This is a genomic window from Priestia sp. Y58, assembly GCF_029522095.1.
GTDB lineage: Bacteria > Bacillota > Bacilli > Bacillales > Bacillaceae_H > Priestia > Priestia megaterium_E.
In genome coordinates this window covers 292,388-310,956 of record NZ_JAKWFL010000006.1, presented here as the reverse complement: position 1 = coordinate 310,956, position 18,569 = coordinate 292,388, and the positions used below count along the sequence as shown (strand labels likewise).

Annotated in this window: 15 protein-coding genes; 9 read left to right on the top strand and 6 right to left on the bottom strand. The window is 37.9% G+C overall.

Annotation, left to right across the window (positions count from 1 at the left end; genetic code table 11):
• Nucleotides 1–205 precede the first annotated feature (205 nt).
• Complete coding sequence (locus tag MMB68_RS19595; RefSeq protein WP_269870921.1) at nucleotides 206–1,591, bottom strand: sugar porter family MFS transporter; 1,386 nt, start codon at nucleotides 1,589–1,591, stop codon at nucleotides 206–208.
• A 190-nt stretch (nucleotides 1,592–1,781) separates the two neighbouring features.
• Here MMB68_RS19595 and MMB68_RS19590 point away from each other — a divergent pair, with 190 nt between their 5' ends.
• The 9 genes from MMB68_RS19590 (at nucleotide 1,782) to MMB68_RS19550 (ending at nucleotide 13,227) form a co-directional block, all read left to right on the top strand.
• A complete protein-coding gene (locus tag MMB68_RS19590) occupies nucleotides 1,782–2,558 on the top strand; it encodes an alpha/beta hydrolase (RefSeq protein WP_153252820.1) in 777 nt (258 codons plus the stop codon).
• Nucleotides 2,559–2,642: 84 nt separating this feature from the next.
• Nucleotides 2,643–3,653, top strand: coding sequence for a LacI family DNA-binding transcriptional regulator (locus MMB68_RS19585; protein WP_277549261.1), 1,011 nt, complete (start codon nucleotides 2,643–2,645; stop codon nucleotides 3,651–3,653).
• Nucleotides 3,654–3,797: 144 nt separating this feature from the next.
• Nucleotides 3,798–4,559: a threonine/serine exporter family protein gene (locus tag MMB68_RS19580; protein ID WP_013085528.1), complete on the top strand. Its 762-nt coding sequence runs from the start codon at nucleotides 3,798–3,800 to the stop codon at nucleotides 4,557–4,559.
• Between the two features lie 14 nt (nucleotides 4,560–4,573).
• Nucleotides 4,574–5,029, top strand: a complete 456-nt coding sequence (locus MMB68_RS19575) for a threonine/serine exporter family protein (RefSeq protein WP_013059882.1) — start codon at nucleotides 4,574–4,576, stop codon at nucleotides 5,027–5,029.
• A gap of 301 nt (nucleotides 5,030–5,330) precedes the next feature.
• Nucleotides 5,331–6,737: a cytochrome ubiquinol oxidase subunit I gene (locus MMB68_RS19570; RefSeq protein WP_277549260.1), complete on the top strand. Its 1,407-nt coding sequence runs from the start codon at nucleotides 5,331–5,333 to the stop codon at nucleotides 6,735–6,737.
• A complete protein-coding gene (gene cydB, locus MMB68_RS19565; protein ID WP_269870918.1) occupies nucleotides 6,724–7,740 on the top strand; it encodes a cytochrome d ubiquinol oxidase subunit II in 1,017 nt (338 codons plus the stop codon). The genes MMB68_RS19570 and cydB overlap by 14 nt, the downstream gene beginning before the upstream one ends.
• Nucleotides 7,740–9,452 (top strand): thiol reductant ABC exporter subunit CydD, encoded by a 1,713-nt coding sequence (cydD, locus tag MMB68_RS19560; RefSeq protein ID WP_277549259.1) that lies wholly within the window; start codon nucleotides 7,740–7,742, stop codon nucleotides 9,450–9,452. Before cydB ends, cydD begins: the two co-directional genes overlap by 1 nt.
• Entirely contained in the window at nucleotides 9,449–11,197 is a 1,749-nt protein-coding gene (gene cydC, locus MMB68_RS19555; protein WP_277549258.1) for a thiol reductant ABC exporter subunit CydC, read from the top strand. The genes cydD and cydC overlap by 4 nt, the downstream gene beginning before the upstream one ends.
• Before the next feature lie 230 nt (nucleotides 11,198–11,427).
• Nucleotides 11,428–13,227, top strand: a complete 1,800-nt coding sequence (locus tag MMB68_RS19550) for a cation:proton antiporter (RefSeq protein ID WP_221785898.1) — start codon at nucleotides 11,428–11,430, stop codon at nucleotides 13,225–13,227.
• Nucleotides 13,228–13,255: 28 nt separating this feature from the next.
• On the opposite strand, the gene MMB68_RS19545 is transcribed toward MMB68_RS19550, so the two are convergent.
• Genes MMB68_RS19545 through MMB68_RS19525 form a run of 5 tightly spaced genes read right to left on the bottom strand, consistent with a single transcriptional unit; the run spans nucleotide 13,256 to nucleotide 18,569 of the window.
• Nucleotides 13,256–14,632 (bottom strand): O-antigen ligase family protein, encoded by a 1,377-nt coding sequence (locus MMB68_RS19545; protein WP_221785897.1) that lies wholly within the window; start codon nucleotides 14,630–14,632, stop codon nucleotides 13,256–13,258.
• 25 nt (nucleotides 14,633–14,657) lie between these two features.
• Nucleotides 14,658–16,160 carry a murein biosynthesis integral membrane protein MurJ gene (gene murJ / locus MMB68_RS19540; RefSeq protein WP_277549257.1) on the bottom strand — a complete coding sequence of 501 codons (1,503 nt, stop codon included), beginning with the start codon at nucleotides 16,158–16,160 and terminating at the stop codon, nucleotides 14,658–14,660.
• A gap of 30 nt (nucleotides 16,161–16,190) precedes the next feature.
• Nucleotides 16,191–16,523: an EamA family transporter gene (locus MMB68_RS19535; RefSeq protein ID WP_014457712.1), complete on the bottom strand. Its 333-nt coding sequence runs from the start codon at nucleotides 16,521–16,523 to the stop codon at nucleotides 16,191–16,193.
• On the bottom strand, nucleotides 16,516–16,851 hold the full coding sequence (locus MMB68_RS19530; protein WP_277549256.1) for an EamA family transporter: 336 nt from the start codon (nucleotides 16,849–16,851) through the stop codon (nucleotides 16,516–16,518). Before MMB68_RS19530 ends, MMB68_RS19535 begins: the two co-directional genes overlap by 8 nt.
• Nucleotides 16,851–18,569: a DUF6020 family protein gene (locus MMB68_RS19525; protein WP_277549255.1), complete on the bottom strand. Its 1,719-nt coding sequence runs from the start codon at nucleotides 18,567–18,569 to the stop codon at nucleotides 16,851–16,853. The genes MMB68_RS19530 and MMB68_RS19525 overlap by 1 nt, the downstream gene beginning before the upstream one ends.

Here is an 18,569-nt window from a genome sequence, read left to right as displayed (position 1 = left end):
ATTGGAGGACGAGACGAAGACTCCTGCGGGAAAGCGGAACAGATGAGACCCGCAGGAGCGCAAGCGACGAGGAGGCTCAGCGCCCTCCCGCGGAAAGCGAAGTCTTGCACGGAAATCAACTGCGGTGTCATAAGCCGTTTAGCTCATGTATGCCATTTGTTCGTCTTTAGATTGGATTCAGTTAATTATATCCCAACCTCTTCTTTTACTTCCATATATGTTCAATTTCCTCAAGTGACTTTCCTTTTGTTTCTGGAACCCACTTCCATATAAACAAAAATGAAGCAATACACATAATCATAAAGGATAAAAATGTAAAAGATCCTCCAGCTTTGTTCCAAAGAATAGGGAAAAACTGAGACACAAACCAATTAGCTATCCACAAGAAAAACGTAGAAATAGACATTGCATAGCCTCTGGCGTGATTAGGGAAAATTTCAGAAATCACAACCCATACAACCGGTCCCATAGAAATATTAAAAAGAAATAAATAAAAAACAATAAGTAAACTAGTAGTCAACCCTTCAGTACCCTGAGAATGAAACCCAAAGGAAACGAGAAGCTGCGTAACGGCCATACCAGCTGTGCCAATAAGCAATAAAGCTTTGCGGCCAATCCGGTCGATAAGCCACATGGAACAAAGAACGCCTAAAAAGGCAGCTACACCAATCATAGACGTAACAAGGAGGGATAAATCTCCTCTAGCTCCAGCTGCTTCAAAAACTTGCGGGGCGTAATAAATAATGGCATTAATTCCGACAAGCTGTTGAAAGGCTGCAAGTAGAATACCAATAAGCAACGCTTTTCGAAGACCGGCCTCTTTAAAAAGCGAAAGAGAAGCCCGTTGATTTTCTTTTAACGATTGCTCAATATGATACAGCTCTTGGCGTGCAATGGGTGTACCATTGATTTTAATTAAAATGTCCATAGCCTCTAAAGTGCGGTTTGCTTTTACCAGCCACCTCGGACTTTCAGGAACAGGAGAAAGGATAAGAAGAAATAAAAGAGCTGGAATGCCAGAAGCGCCGATAATGTAGCGCCATCCCGTGGAATTCTGCCAAGCGTCTTCCCCAATAGATAAAATGTAGTCATTTACAAAATAAACAGAAACAATTCCAACGGCAACAGCAAATTGATAAAGAGAGCCTAAGCGGCCGCGCATGTGCGGAGGGGCTATTTCAGAAATATAGGTAATAGAAAGAACAGAAGCTATACCAATGCCTAGTCCTCCAATAATTCGAGAAATAATTACAAAAGAGATGGATAAAGATAGCGCTTGCATAATTGCGGACACGATAAATAAAGAAGCTGCTAAAAGTAAGATGCTTTTTCTACCGAATCGATCACTCAGTTTTCCTGAAGCAAGTACCCCAACGGCACCACCGAGCAGCAGACTAGATACAACAAAACCTACCATCGTTGGACTAAGATTAAAATGTACTTTCATCAACCCAATAGCTCCTGAAATGACGGCTGTGTCATAGCCGTAAAGCAACCCTCCAAAAGCAGCTGCACATGAAATGAAAATCACGAAAAACAGATTTCCTTTTTGCTCCTTATACTCGTCAGAAGTTACTTTTACTATCCCCATATAAATTCCTCCTTTGAATCACGGTCACTATTTTAATTTTAAAAAACGTTATGCGTAAAACGTTTTCATAAAAGATGTTTTTATGTTAAACTAAAAATTGTAAATAATCAAACTATTTTTCAACTTTTATATGAATTATGTACGTTTTGTTATCAACCAATAGGGAAGAAAAAATAGGGGGAAGAGAAATATGGCGTTTATGCAATGTAATTTTTTTTCAGAAGTATTGCAAATAAGTACTTCAATGAACGTTTTGATACCGCAGCAAACAAAATCTCAAATTGGTTTACAAACAAATACAAGAAGTGAGAAACACCCTACGCTTTATTTATTACACGGTCTTTCTGATGATCATACGATATGGATGAGAAGAACTTCGATTGAACGCTACGCATCAGAATTAGGACTTGCAGTTGTAATGCCAAATGTAGATCGCAGCTTTTATAGAGATATGGCTTATGGAAAGAAGTATTGGACGTTTGTAACAGAAGAACTTCCTCAATTGGCTAGATCATTCTTTCCGTTATCGGAAAAAAGAGAAGATAATTTTGTAGCTGGCCTTTCTATGGGAGGGTACGGCGCTTTAAAATGGGCGTTTCGCAAACCACATCAATTTTCTGCAGCTGCCAGTTTATCAGGAGTAATGGACGTTGAAGGGCTTGGAGGACGTGGAGAAGTGCAGTTCTTAGATTATCCTTTGATTTTTGGCATGCCGCCTGTTATTAGACCTGAGGATGATCTTTTCTGGCTGCTTGAAAATCGCCGGCGCTATGGAGAAGTGACTCCGCGTATTTATCAATGCTGTGGAACGGAAGATTTTTTATATCAGGAAAATAAACGTTTTTCCGAGCGCTGTAAGCAAGAGCCTATTTGTTTTACATATGAAGAAGGAAAAGGAAGTCACGACTGGGCATATTGGGATCAAAAAATTCAAGATGTGTTAAAGTGGCTGTTTAGTGAAAAGTAGGGAAGATAGTTTTCAGTGGTGCCGGCTTTAGTAGTATAATAAAGAAATGGTCGATAGACTAAAAGGAAATGGGAGTCGGTACGAATGGGGAGAAAAAAAGTCACGATTACAGAAGTAGCAAAAGAAGCGGGTGTTTCATTAGCTACGGTATCAAGAATCTTCAATAATAAAGACGGTAAAATTAAAATTAGTGAAAAAACTAAACAAAAAGTACTAAAAGCAGCAGCTCATTTAGGGTATCAGACGAATCCATTTGCGGCAGCTCTGCGGGCCCAAAAAACAGGGATTATCGGGATATTAATTAGAGATTTAAAAGATCCGTTTCTAATTGAACTATTAAAAAAGGTACAGCAACAAGTCCAAAGTCGAGGGATGGACGTTCTTATTGGACACACGGATTACGAAGAAACAACGGCTGAGCGTCAATTAAATGTTATGATGAACCATTGGTTTGATGGGGTCATTTTATTAGACTATGTAGCTGCTCAGCATCCGTTTGTAGATGTATTAAAACAATATCAAACGCCTTACGTTTCTCTTACAGGAGACGCCTCTTCTGCACTTTGGCCGATTGTACATGTAGATGATGCGGTGGGAATGCAATTAGCTGTTGCTCACTTAACGGACCTTGGTCATAAGAATATAGGGTTCGTTGGAAAAGCTGTAAGCGGAGTCGAGCACCGTCTGTCTCTTTTTTATCAGTATGTACCGTCAGCAAACGCAAAGTTTGTGAAAGAAAATATGAATAACTCAGATGAACTATATCAGTTTATAAATGAGCTAGCTCATCATCCAGAGCCTCCAACTGCGCTTATTTGTGCTACGGATTACATCGCTCTGAAAGTGATACACTGTGCGTGGCAAAACGAGATTCACGTTCCAGCAGATTTATCTGTTATAGGGTTTGATGATATTACAGAAGCTAGTGAAGCGCATCCTCCACTAACAACTATCCGTCAACCGATGGAAAAAATGGCTGAAAAAGCAGTAAACCTATTACTTCAGCAAATTCAGGATCAGCAAGAAATAGATCAGATACAGTATAAAATGGCACCTGTATTAGTAGAGCGTGAGACCACAAAACGTATGAATTGATAAGGAATGTATATACTATTCCTGAAAGTGTGAGACAAAAAGTCCACACTTTTTTGCATTAACCATTGCGTCCACTTCCCTCTTTCTTATACACTGTATGCTGTAGGGAAAAAAACCAAGCTTTAATATGTTTGGAGCGATTTGATGACACAACAAAAATTAGATAAATATGAAATTATGGACGTTAGCTTACTAGCAGGTAAAATTATGTTAGAAAGCGGAGCAGAAACGTATCGAGTAGAAGACACAATGATGCGGATTGCAGCGTCTTACGGTATAAAAAAATCCCACAGCTATGTGACGCCAACAGGGATTATGTTTTCACTTGAAACGAAAGAACCGACGAAAACGAAGTTAATTCGTATTTCCGAACGAACGACAGATTTAAAAAAAGTAACCATGGTAAATAGCGTCTCAAGAACAATCAGTCAAGGAAACATCTCCTTAGAGGAAGCGTATGAAATGCTACAAGAAATTGAAGCAACGAACGTAGCTTTTCCACTATGGGTTCAACTTGCAGCTGCATCCATTTCTAGCGGATGCTTTTTAATCATGTTTCAAGGTTTATGGACGGACTTTATTCCAGCTATGTTTTCAGGAGGTCTCGGATTTTTAACCGTGGTGTATTTCCACCGTCTTATTCCGATTCGCTTTTTTGCTGAGTTTACCGCTTCGTTAGTTATTGGACTTTTATCAGCTCTTTTAGTCGCTTCAGGACTAGGCACGCAAATTGATAAAATTATTATTGGATCCGTTATGCCTCTCGTTCCTGGCTTATCCATTACCAATGCAGTGCGAGACTTAATGGCGGGACATTTACTGTCTGGATTATCAAAAGGAGCAGAAGCGTTTCTGACGGCATTCGCTATTGGTGCAGGTATTGCCATTGTATTTACGCTTCTATAGAAGGGAGGCATCATATGCATATCGTAGAGCAGATAATTACAAGTTTTATTGCTTCAGCAGCATTTGGGATCATTTTTAATGTTCCACGTGAATCATTATTAAAAAGTGGCTTTGTCGGAATGATTGGCTGGCTCATTTACTATTTGCTAACGTTCTATGGCGTAGATGAAATTCCAAGCACAGTTGCATCGGCCTTCTTTATTGCTATTATTAGTCAAATTTACGCAAAAATTTACCGAACGCCGATCATTATTTTCACCGTAGCAGGTATTATTCCGCTCGTTCCAGGAGGAACAGCATACGATGCCATGCGTAACTTTGTAGAAAATAATTATAATGAAGCGATTAGTCTTGCAGCGAAAGCCTTTATGATTTCAGGTTCAATTGCCATTGGTATTGTGTTTTCTGAAGTCATCAACCAAATCATTCGTCAATCTAAATTAAATGCGAAAGCAAAATATCGACCGTAGGGAAGCAAGCTCAAATCAGAGCGTGCTTTTTTTATGAAAAAAATAAAGAGATCCTTCACTTTTTTGTCACAAGAAAGTCACGTTTTAGTCTAAAAACGTTCAAAAAATGTACGTGCACAGCTAAAAAAATAGACTATACTATGTAAATAGAAAGAGAGATATTACATATGTATGTGAAATACTGAGCATATCTCTCGAATTATTATGCTCAATGTTTCACAATGTAAGTAAAAGATACTCAGAAATGAGCAAAGTATCTATAGAAATGATGAATGTTCTTATATATGAAAGGAGAAAGAAGATGGATACAGTCATACTATCACGTATTCAATTTGCATCAACGACGCTGTTTCATTTTATCTTTGTACCGCTGTCTATCGGCCTTGTCTTTTTAGTAGCGATCATGGAAACGATGTACGTAGTAAAAAAAGATGAACAGTATAAAAAGATGGCAAAGTTTTGGGGGCACTTATTCCTGATTAACTTTGCTGTCGGAGTCGTAACAGGTATTTTACAAGAATTTCAGTTTGGCATGAACTGGTCAGAGTACTCAAGGTTTGTAGGAGATGTATTCGGTGCGCCGCTCGCTATTGAAGCACTGCTAGCGTTTTTTATGGAGTCCACGTTCCTCGGGCTGTGGATTTTCGGGTGGGATCGTTTGCCTAAATGGCTGCACTGTCTATGTATTTGGCTTGTTAGTCTAGGTACTATTTTTTCAGCGTTCTTTATTTTAACGGCTAACTCTTTTATGCAGCATCCGGTTGGAATGGAGCTGAATAATGGCCGTTTAGAAATGAATAACTTCTTTAAATTGTTAACAAACGGTCAGCTGTGGGTTGAATTCCCTCATACAATTTTAGGTTCGTTTGCAACAGGCGCCTTTTTTATTACGGGTGTCAGTGCTGTTATGCTCTTGAAGAAAAAACATGTGGCTTTTGCCAAAAAATCATTTCAAGTTGCCATTATTGTAGGGTTAGTTTCAGGTGTAGGAATTGCGTTATCTGGTCATGAACAGGCTGGATACTTAGTTAAAACACAGCCGATGAAAATGGCCGCAAGTGAAGGATTATGGGAAAACAGCGGAAGTCCAGGCGCTTGGACAGTAACAGCAAATATTCACCCCGATGAAAAGAAAAATACGAGCGAAATCAAAATACCTTATTTATTAAGCTTCTTATCATACGGGAAATTTTCAGGCTCCGTTCCTGGGATGAACGAGCTGCAGGAGCAGTATACGGCGAAATATGGAGCAGGAAATTATATTCCACCCGTTCGGACAACATTTTGGAGTTTCCGTATTATGGCTGGTCTAGGTGGCGTATTATGTGCATTAGGCATTTGGGGCACGTACTTGCTTTCTCGTAAAAAACTTCAAGAAAGCAAACTATTTTTACGTATTATGACGATTGCCATTGCCTTTCCGTTCCTTGGGAGCTCAGCAGGTTGGATTATGACAGAGATTGGCCGTCAGCCTTGGGTTGTATTTGGCTATATGAAAACGGAAGATGCCGTGTCTCCTGGTGTCACAGCAGGTGAATTGCTGTTTTCTATTATCTCGTTTTCAGTCTTTTATTTAATTTTAGCTGTGATTATGGTGTTCTTGTTCGTTAAAGAAATTAAAAAAGGTCCAGATCACGATCACGAAGCACATACAAAAGTAACATCAACTGATCCGTTTACAAAGGAGGGATACAATGTTTTCTCTTAATGAATTCTGGTATTTACTAGTATCCATTCTGTTTGTTGGTTTTATCTTTTTAGAAGGCTTTGATTTTGGTATTGGAATGGTGTCTCGTTTTTTAGGGAGAAACGACTTAGAGCGACGAGCTTTTATTAATACAATCGGTCCTTTTTGGGATGCAAATGAAGTTTGGCTAATTTCAGCAATCGGTGCTATGTTTGCCGCTTTTCCAAACTGGTATGCAACGCTATTAAGCGGGTCATATGTTCTTTTTGTTCTTCTTTTGCTTTCGCTGATTGGCCGCGGTGTAGCATTTGAATTTCGAGGAAAAGTTGAAAAACAAGCGTGGAAAAATGCGTGGGATTGGGTTATCTTCTTTGGAAGTCTTTTTCCACCGCTCATTTTCGGCATCTTATTTTCAGCACTAATGAAAGGATTGCCTGTTGAGCGCAACATGCAAATGAATGCCGGCTTTTCGGATATTGTGAATCTATATACCATCACAGGCGGCGTTACGTTAACAATGCTTTGCTTATGGCACGGACTTATTTTTGCCACGATCCGTACGATGGACGATATTAGAGATCGTTCACGGAAGGTTGCTATGAAGCTTTTGCCTATAAATGCCTTATTACTTCTTATCTTTTCAGGCATGACGTTTTTTGAAACAGATTTATTCAGTAATCATAGCCGCTTGATGCTATATACATTTTTCATCGGTATTTTCGTGTATTTACTAGCAGGATTTTTCCTTACACGTAAAAAAGACGGATGGGCATTTGCTATGTCTGGCTTAATCTTAATTTTATCAATTTCCTCTATATTTGCAGGATTGTTCCCAACCGTTTTGGTTAGTTCAATCAATGACAGCTATAGTTTAACGATTCATAATGCAGCATCAGGGAATTATTCCTTGAAAATTATGTCTTACGCTGCTATTGCGTTACTGCCTTTTGTGTTAGGTTATCAAATTTGGAGCTACTACGTTTTCAGAAAACGTGTAGATCATAAGGAGCATATGGAGTACTAATGGGTAGAAATTTAATGGTTTACAACGGAATAAAAATGGTTCTTGCCATGTTAATAGGGCTTATTACTATTCAAAGTGTAGCCATTATTTTTCAAGCTAAGTGGCTTGCCGAAGTAATTACCGCTCTTTTTCATGGTGAAAGTTTAACTTCGCAGACAAAAGCAATCGGACTGTTTTTGTCTGCCTTTATGGTTCGTCAGATCGTAGGTTTTATAGTAAAAAAAACAGCATATCAATTTGGAGTCAAAACGACTCAGGAACTTCGTTTGATAGTCATGAAAAGCATTTTTTCATTAGGACCGCGTTTTACCAAAGATGAAGGAACAGGAAACTTGGTGACGCTCATCACCACAGGTCTACAGAAGCTTCGCGCTTATCTCGAGCTGTTTTTGCCTAAACTGGCCGCCATTAGCGTTACACCTTGGCTAGTGCTTGCTTTCGTTTGGTACCATGATCGGCTTTCAGGCATTATTTTACTTGTGACCATGCCAATTTTAATTTTATTTATGATTTTGCTCGGACTGGCTGCACAAAAAAAAATAGATAGCCAATGGGAGACATATCACGTGTTGTCCAACCACTTTGTAGATTCGCTTCGAGGGTTAGAAACCTTAACATTTCTCGGGAAAAGTAAGGAACATGCTGAAACGATTGAGAGAGTCAGTGACCGTTATCGAAAAGCGACAATGGGAACCCTCCGAATTGCTTTTTTATCTACGTTTGCTCTCGATTTCTTTACGATGTTATCTGTAGCCATCGTGGCTGTTACGCTTGGTTTGCGGCTGGTGAACGGGTCTATGACATTAGAGCCTGCACTTATGATTTTATTGCTGGCGCCTGAATATTTCCTGCCGATACGAGAAGTCGGAAACGATTACCATGCAACATTAGACGGAAAAGAATCTGGAGATGCATTACTTAAGATTGTGAAGCAGGCTGAAAAACCGTCGGCTAAAGAAGAAGATGTTCCTACTTGGACTGAAAGCAGTGAACTTCAAATAAGGCATATCACCGTCAAGTATGACGAAGAGCAGCCACCTTCTCTTGAAGATGTGTCGCTTCATGTTAAAGGAAGTAAAAAAATTGGAATCATCGGAAAAAGCGGAGCTGGAAAATCGACGCTTATTGATATACTAAGCGGCTTTGTACAATCTACAGAAGGTTCTGCTGAAGTAAACGGCGTGCAGGTTGATTTACGCTCAGATGCTTGGCAAAAGCAGATTACGTATATCCCTCAGCATCCATTTATTTTTAATGGAACAGTGAAAGAAAATATTGAATTTTATCAGGACAGAGGCGGTTCTTATGATTATGAAGATGCTTTAACGAAAGCAGGACTTTTATCTACGATTCAACAGATGCCTAAGAAAGAAAATGAAATGATAGGGGATGGGGGACGGCAGCTTAGCGGCGGCCAAGCTCAAAGGATTGCCCTAGCTAGGGCGTTTCTAAGCGATCGCCCTATTATTATGCTTGATGAACCAACGGCGCAAGTCGATATTGAAACGGAATATGAATTAAAGCAAGATATTTTAACGATGTTTCAAGACAAGTTATTCATTTTAGCTACGCACCGTCTGCATTGGATGAAAGACATGGATCTCATTGTTGTAATAGAGGACGGAAAGGTTGCAGAAATCGGTAATCATCAAGAACTGATTCAAAAAAAAGGAGCTTACTATCAATTTTTACATGAAGGGGAGGAGATATGATGAAATATAAAAGTTGGATATGGCCCTACTTTAAAACATATAAATATCGTATCTTTTCTATCTTATTACTAAGCTTGTTAACGATTGGTTCTGCTTGCGCGCTAATGTTCACGTCAGGTTATTTGATTTCAGCTTCTTCCTTACGGCCAGAAACGATTTTATTGGTGTATGTTCCAATTGTACTTGTGCGTACATTTGGTTTAAGCCGAGCCGCTTTCCGTTATGCGGAGCGTCTTGTCAGTCACGATTTTATTCTTCGTATTTTAGCTAAAATGCGTACACGTCTTTATCATTTGATTGAACCGTTAATTGCTACATCTCGCTATCAAACAGGAGATGTTTTAGGAGTTCTCGCGGAAGATATTGAAAGTTTACAAGACTTGTTCTTGCGTACCATTCTTCCAACAATTTCAGCTGTTATTTTATACGTTATTTCGATTGTATCTTTAGGGTTCTTTAGCCTAAAGTTTGCATGTTTGATTGCCATCTATTTATTTTTATTAGTAGTAGTGATGCCGCTTTTTTCCCTTTGGCATATGAAGGCAGCCAATAAGCGATATAAATCAAGCAAAGCACAGTTATATGCCAAGGTCACAGACGGCTTTTTAGGAGTGGCTGATTGGGTGTTAAGCGGTCAGCAGCAGTCATTTTTTCATTCGTATAACAAAACAGAAAATGAGTTAGACGGCATGGATCGTAAGCTTAAACTATGGACGTATTACCGAGAATTGTTTGGACAACTTATTGTAGCAGGTTTAATTGTCACAATGATTTGGTTTGGGGCTTCTCTTTTTGCAGATAAAGAGCTTGCAGGTGTGTTTATTGCTGCTTTTATTTTAGTAGTATTTCCTTTATCTGAAGCGCTGCTGCCAGTAGCTAATGCAGTAGAAAAGATTCCTCAGTTTGAAGAATCATTAAATAGAGTACAGGCAATGGAAAAGAACTGGGAAGATGTGAACGAAAAGAAAAAACATACTCTTTCTCTACCTTATAAAGGTTCATGGAATTCGGTTAGATTAGAAGTTGAGCATGTAAGCTTTCGCTATAGTAATGAGGAAGAGTCAGTAATTCATGATCTTTCATTTCAAGTCGAGCAAGGGAAAAAAATTGCGATTCTTGGCAAGAGTGGAGCTGGAAAATCGACTCTATTAAAGTTGCTGCAAGGCTCCTTAGTACCTACAGAAGGTACAGTTCAGCTAAACGGTCAGTCTGTTGCTGAAGTTCGTGAAGATGTACCAAAACTCATCTCTGTATTAAATCAAAATCCTTATTTATTTAATACAAGCGTAGCCAACAATTTATTACTAGCCAATGAAGAGGCCACAAAAGAAGAAGTAATTGAGGCCATGAAGCAAGTGAATATGCACTCCCTTGTGGAAGGTTTGCACCAAGGATATCAAACGCCGATGCTCGAAACAGGTCAGCGTTTCTCGGGAGGAGAACGTCAGCGGATTGCGTTAGCACGTGTTCTGCTTCAGCATACGCCAATTGTTATGCTAGATGAGCCAACTGCAGGGTTGGATGCTATGACTGAAAAGCATCTGTTATCCACTATCTTTGAAACTCTTCAAGACAAAACCTTAATTTGGGTTACGCATAATTTAGTTGGGATGGAAAAAATGGATGAAATCTTATTCCTACAAGATGGAAAGATAGCCATTCGTGGAACGCATGAGGAATTACTTGCTACGAACAGTCACTATCAAAAGCTATATGAATTGGATCATCCGGCAAAAAGCCTTTAGCAGAAGCTAAAGGCTTTTTATTATTTGATAATAAAGTGAAATTCGACAAACACGAGTAAAATATGTGTCGAATGAAAGAAAGAAAGCAGCTTGGATTCAAAGAAAAGAGTATGCGTTTAGCATTTTTGAAAAAGTGGTAAAACAAGGTAGTGTTTGTTTCTTCCTGTATAACATCGGTTTATTTTAGGGAAAATATATACACATTATGCGAACGAGAGAAGGAAGATACAATGGAACCTATGCTTATACATATCACGCTCGTAGTGGGACTAGGAGTTCTATCTCAGTGGCTGGCTTGGAGATTTAAGTTACCAGCAATTGTCGTGATGTCAATTATCGGACTGCTAACAGGCCCTATTTTAGGTTTAATTGATCCTAAAGCACAGTTTGCTCAGCTTTTTGATCCTTTTGTATCGATTGCTGTAGCTGTTATTTTATTTGAAGGCAGCTTGAATTTAGACATGAGAGAGGTAAGAGGAATCGAAAAGCCCGTGTTTCGCATTGTGACGCTCGGAGCCATGCTAGCTTGGATTTTAGGCTCCTTGGCTGCTCATTATATAGCGGATTTATCATGGGCGGTGGCAATTGTTATCGGAGGGCTTTTTATTGTGACGGGTCCAACCGTGATTTTACCTCTTTTACGACAAGCTAAATTAAAACCAAAACCAGCAGCGATTTTAAAATGGGAAGGTATTATTGTTGATCCATTCGGTGCACTGCTGGCCGTTTTTTCGTTTGAAATTGTTCAATTTTTAGTGCTTAGAGAAGTGAGTGGAAAAACAATTCTCTTTTTCTTTGCAGCCTCTATTATTGCTGTTTTAATAGGGTGGCTTCTTGGCCGCGGAATAGGATGGATGTTTCAAAAGGGGCATATTCCAGAGTATTTAAAATCTCCGGTCGTATTTATTGTTGTTATTGCCTGCTTTACAGTAGCTGATGAAATTAAGCATGAAACAGGTCTTCTAGCAGTAACGGCGATGGGGATTACCCTTGCTAATATGCATATTTCATCTATTAGTGATATGCGACATTTTAAAGAGAACATTTCGGTTCTATTGACTTCTACTATTTTTATCATGTTAACGGCTGGACTGACGATGAAGACCATTACTGAAATTTTTCATTGGAATATTATTTTGTTTGTTTTACTTATGCTGTTTATTGTCAGACCTGTCTCCATCTTTTTATCAACGGTAGGGACAGATTTATCTATAAAAGAAAAAATACTGATTGGCTGGATTGCTCCGCGCGGAATTGTGGCGTTAACGGTCTCGAGCTACTTTGCGAAAGTACTAATTGATGAAGGGTTTAAAGATGCTTCGATCTTAACAACGCTGACATTTGCTTTAGTGTTTGCTACGGTTTGTGCACACGGTTTTTCCCTTTCATGGCTAGCTAAGAAGCTTGATTTATCAATTGGAGAAGAACCTGGTATTTTGCTTGTAGGAAGCAATGATTTTACGGTTGCCTTTGCTTCAAAGTTAAAACAGCTAGGCTATCCAGTATTAGTAGCTGATTCTTCGTGGGAGCGGTTAAGAGTTGCGCGCAGAGCGGAAGTAGATGTGTATCACGGAGAAGTTCTAGCTGAGCAAACAGAATATCATCTAGATTTAACTCCTTATGAATATGTGATTGCTGCAACTGAGTTAGATGCATATAATGCGCTTGTTTGTACTGCTTTTCTTCAAGATATGGGACGGAACAATGTTTTTCAATTGAGCATTCGTGACCAAGAAGATTCAAGAGAAGATGTCGATGAAATTATGCACACAGTAAGAGGACGTATGCTCTTTAAGAAAGGAATTACGTGGGAGTTTCTGCATCATAAAATGGAGCACGGATATACGATTTCCAATACAAAAATTACGGATGAATATACGTATAAAACATATCTTGAGGAGAAAAGCGATGATTCTCTTTTACTAGCAGTGAGCAAGCAAGGAAAGGCATTGAGTTTTTTTGCTCATGATCAAGAAATAAACGTTAATGCGGGTGACACGGTGTTAAGCCTTCAGCCATTAAAAAGATAAAAAAACAGGCCTTTAATGGCCTGTTTTTTTATGCTTGTCTTTGTTTAAAATGAATGACGAACAGATAAGCAGCAGCTGCTGCAAAATAGATGGTAACGGCTGGTGCCGTGAAGACATGCCCAGCTACAAAAGCAATTCCAAGAGCTAATACAATTGCTGTACTATACATCATAAAGCTTTCATCAAGAAGCTGTGATGGGTCTTTAAATAATCGAACCAACACGGTTAAACCAACTACTAGAAGTGGAAGAACCCATAGTAAAAATCCGATGATACCTAAAGAGAAAAACAAATCATAAAAATCCATTTCAATCATCTTTGGCGGAAGCTGCTTTGTATAGTCACCAGAAAAGCCCATACCTATCATTTTTCGTGCAATAGGTGCTTTTGCATACTCTTCCTTATGATGAGCTAAGAATTGCTCACGGCTGCTTAGAATCAGATTTTGAATATCTTTGTCATCTAAATTTGATTCCTTTTGTTTTTTCTTTTTAGCCGGCTTTTCTTTTTCTTTCTTTTCCGGCTTTTCTTTCTCTGTTTTCTCTTTTTTAGCCTCTAACATATCGATGTGCGTATATGTGTTTTTATAAGCTGGAGAAATCGGAGTAGTTGCTCCGGTTACAATTAAAAGCAGAATTGAGATTACTAAGTTGGCTTTAATTAAGCTGCGTTTATTCGTAAATAATTTTGCAAATAAGACAACTGTTGCTACAACTAAAGAAAGAATAACGGCACCTAAGCCTACTTTCGTTCCAAGCATGATGGACGAAACGGCTAACAAGATAAAAGGAATCCAGTAATAAGCTTTTGAAAACGAACGTACTTTATCTAAAGCTAAAAGCAGTGTGAGAGGAAGCAAAATAGCAACGGTTGCCCCTAGCTCATTCGCTGCATAAAACCAGCCTTTGAATCCGATTTTATTATACTGATAACTCTCTAGTGCTGTACCTGTTAGCATTGTACCGATAAAAACAATACTGATGATGAGTGAAGCAGTCAATAAGTTTTTGCTCAGTATTCTTTTTACATCCACAGACGATCGATAATGTGAAAACATCACAATCATTCCAAGTAAGGTAACATTCATATAAACAACCTTATTGAAAAATTTAATTTCTTGCCCGATATAATAAGGATCTTTCCATTGATGATTTAAGTAGATATTGAGTCCAAGAAAGAGTGCAAAAACAATAAGGTAGATAATCGAATATCTAGCCCATTTTGACTGTTTGGCAAACACTAAAAGTAGGACACCTGCAAAAATCATATATAGAAAGCGAATAACAACCCCAATTGAGAGACCACTATCCATGTTCAAAACCATGTACGTCGTTAGCATATCAATAATTGGCTGAATTGAAATAAAACCAACGAACAGAAAAAATAACCAGTATGTGTTCTTCATATAGTACTCTCCTGTTTTACGTGAATTAACGTTTTCTTTTAACTAAAAGCATAACACCTTCTACTCTGCATAATAGCGTCGACATTAAGTATACTAAACCACCTGCAATACAGACAATACCAAATCGTAAGATAACATGTAATGAATTCAAAAATGCGATGTCCTTTAAGAAGAACATGACGATCGCAACAGGTACGGAAGCTAAAAGAATTTTTCCTGTTTCTTTCCCTAGATATCCGTAATGGAAGTGATTGATTTGTTTTGCCAGCATAACGAATACGATAGCTGTGTAGAAAAAAGCAACCACTGACATGGAAAGTGCTAATCCTTGGTATCCCATAAATTTAGTGAAAATCATGTTAAAGATGATATTTAACACAATGGATAATAAGCCTGCTCTCATAATAAGATAACCTTTTTGAAGAGAATAAAATCCTTTTGCAAGAACAGCTTGCAGCGAATAGAAAAACACTGAACCTAGGTAATAATAAGATACATCCGTTGTTTTTAACGTTGAATGTGCGTCAAATGCACCGCGCTGATAAGCAATCATTACAATGTCTTTCATATAAAAGATCATAATAACAATCGTCGGAATCAGCAACATCAGCATAAACGTAATCCCTTTTTCAATTCCTGATTTAAAGCGTTCTTCATCCTTTTCAGAAATGGCTCTTGCAATCAGTGGATAAATAATGGTTGCGACCGTAACCCCGAATATTGCCTGGGGAATACTTACAAGTCTGAAAGCATAATTTAAGTATGAAATAACACCTTCACCAAAGGAGCCAGCAAAGAAGAAGTTTACAGTTAAATTAATTTGACCGACCATAATGGTCACACCGACAGGGATGAATACTTTATAAAAAGCCACCACTTCATCACGGTCAATTTTTTGCTTCCATAACAGCAGATGCTGCGGTTTAAAATAGAAAACTTTAATTAAGAAAGAAGCAATTGTTCCTACAAAATAGCCAAGAGCAATTGCATAGCCGCCCATAATTGAATGTAATAGGATTGTACTTAAAATCGTAAATAGTACAACAACCGTTTGAGAAAACACGGAGAAAGAATATTGACTTCGTGCATCAAATACACCTTCGTATACGGCATTCACTCCAACTAGTGAAAGAGATAAAAAGTACATAACGCCCGTATAAATTCCTAGTTCAATTGCTGCTTTGGAAAAATTAGAATACGAAGCGGGAAAGTAAAAGAAAGCGGCAATTGATCCGAGAACCGAAATAATGAAACAAATAAGAAAGGTTGATTTAACAATATTAGTCAAATGAACCTTTCCTTTATTTTCTTTTTCATAACGTAAATAACTAGGAATAAATGCATCCTTCATCCCCGTTAACATAAATAAAATAAAAGCGTTTGGAATAATCATTGCTGCGTTGTATGAATCGACAATATAACTTGTACCGAAATAGTTAGCAATAACTAAATCGCGAATCATACTAGAAAATTTCAAAAATAATGTTGATATGAGCAGTAAAATGCTCGCGAATTTTAAGTTTTTCATGCGAAACTCCTACCTTTTCAAGTTATCTCATCAACTATTAGCAATAAAAAAGCATCCGACAATTAGAAGAATACAGCCGATAACTTGTTTTGTTGTAACTTTTTCTTTAATTAAAAAGTAACCGAATGTTAATGTCCAAATATACGTAATAGACGTGAGCGGAAATACAATAGAATAAGGTAACAGCGTTAAAACATACACATTAAGCAGAGCTGCCGCCCCGTAAAAAAGGCCGCCACCCACAAAACAAATAAGCGCTAGCTTTATCTTTTTTTCATTTAAATACGTAGAAATATACTTGAAAAAGACAGCTCCAACTGAACCTAAAAGAGTCATAATAATTAAAAGTGGGATACTATTCATCTTGGCCACCTACTAAAATTACACCTAAGATAATAATAAAAGTACCGACCAGCTTCATAGGGCTAATGGTTTCATTTAATAGAAAGAAACCAAGAGCGATGCTGATGACATATCCTAGGCTTAAAAATGGATGAAGCAAGGAAACTCTTTCAAATTTAAAAGCGGCAATCATAAACACCGCTCCTAATCCATAAAGGAAAAAACCAATGATTAAATTTAAGTTAAATGAAGCTTCGGACAACTTCCAAAAAAGTTGTCCAACAGCTGTAAACAGGGAAGCCACGATAATGAGTGTGATTCCTAGCTTTTTGTTATAATTGCTCTCCATCAGGAGGTCACATCCTTTTCGTTCTGATCAAATCGGATAAAAGGAAGACCAATAAAGAAGAAAGACACAAATACGCTTGCTAATAAATATCGAAAATCTTGAGCTGGCAATGCCGCAAGAACAGAAAGCGTGTTAAGAGCCCAAGGAATGACGATTATAAGTGACGTAATTCCTCTTCGAATCACTAGCATTAATGAAAATAATAAAATGACACAGTGATAAAAAGCTGGTTTCCATAAGAATGTAAAAACAGGGTGCTTAAAAATAGCTAAGTAAGCATTGGCAGTATGTGTAATAAAAGGCTCGATTACTTTATTTTTAAGACCTAAATCATTGCCGTAATAAATGTTGGTTACATACGTATCCGTGTAGCCATCTTTAAAAGGATTGATTTGCCATACTAAAGCTGTTTGTTTGAGAAAGCCTTCCGTTGCTAGATAAGGATTTTTGATGACAATGCTAGCATAATTCTTAAAGTAAAGACCTAAATCATTAAAAATAAACTCGCGGTCGTAGTATTTCCAAGTAAATTTAATAGGATCGCTTTTGTATGGATTGTACTTTTCTTTCCACAATTCAATAGGGAGCACTTTATTAAAATATTCACGCTCTTCTTTTGACATTTCCCCATCATTTGAAATGATGTTTGCAATTTGTTGAGTTGGAATAGACAAAGCTTCATTTGGATCCGAAGGCTGTACATCAAGCCACGTGAACACAGGGCCTGTAACAATCTTTTGTAAAATAAAGACAACTAAGAAAATCGTGACAAGAGGTTTCCAATTTTTTCTGAATAAGACGATCATTAAAAGGAAAGTCAAAACAAATACAGGAAAACCATTATGTCTAAAGAAAGCTACTCCAAATGCGGAAAGTAAAAGTAAGAAAAAGCTTGCTTTGCTTTTAATCCAAGCACCTTTTGACAAATAGATTTTTGCAATATTTACCGTAAAAAACAGCAGAAAAGCACTGTATAAAATATCTTTCCAAATAATAATTGAAAAGATTAAAAAGCTTGGAATAACGACAATAATAGCTGTTAGAAGTCCAATCATAACAGGATGTGCTTTGCGTTTAATGAAAAAGTCAAACGTATAGGCGTATATGCTTACTACAACAACAATTTGCGTGAACGCTACAATTCCTGGGTTATCCCATATTTTTGTCAGCAGCATAATCAGCCATGTAATCATAATAGGGTGCCAATCGTTGAATTCTCCGTTATGTGCCTGTCTCCACTGTGCTAATGAATCGGGAGTCATGGCCGCTGGGAAAAAGGCGAACCAGTAATATAGGCTAACAGCTAAAATAAGAATCGTAACAATTCCTAGGTAACGCTTTGGATGTGCAAATGTATAGTGAAAATCGTTTATCTGTTTGATAGCGCTGAGTACAGCGGCCGTCAGCAGCATTGCCAATAGAGTACGGCTGATGGCATACAAAACGAGTAAGAAAATAGTTGAGCTCGTCATATGTAAGTTATCTAAAAGTGAAAACTGTACGATAAACGAAAAAACAATCAGCAATAGCCATTCTAGCGGTTTAAATGAAGCATAAGCTCTATTTTTATAAATAAAAATAGAGCTTATGATGGTAAATACAAGTGCAGCAAAAAGGGAAAGATAGTGAACACCGTCTGGATTACCAATACTTAAACCGATAAGAATAATTAAAGCTGTTACTGTAAGCAGTAAAATACTTTTTCTATTCTTCATCAT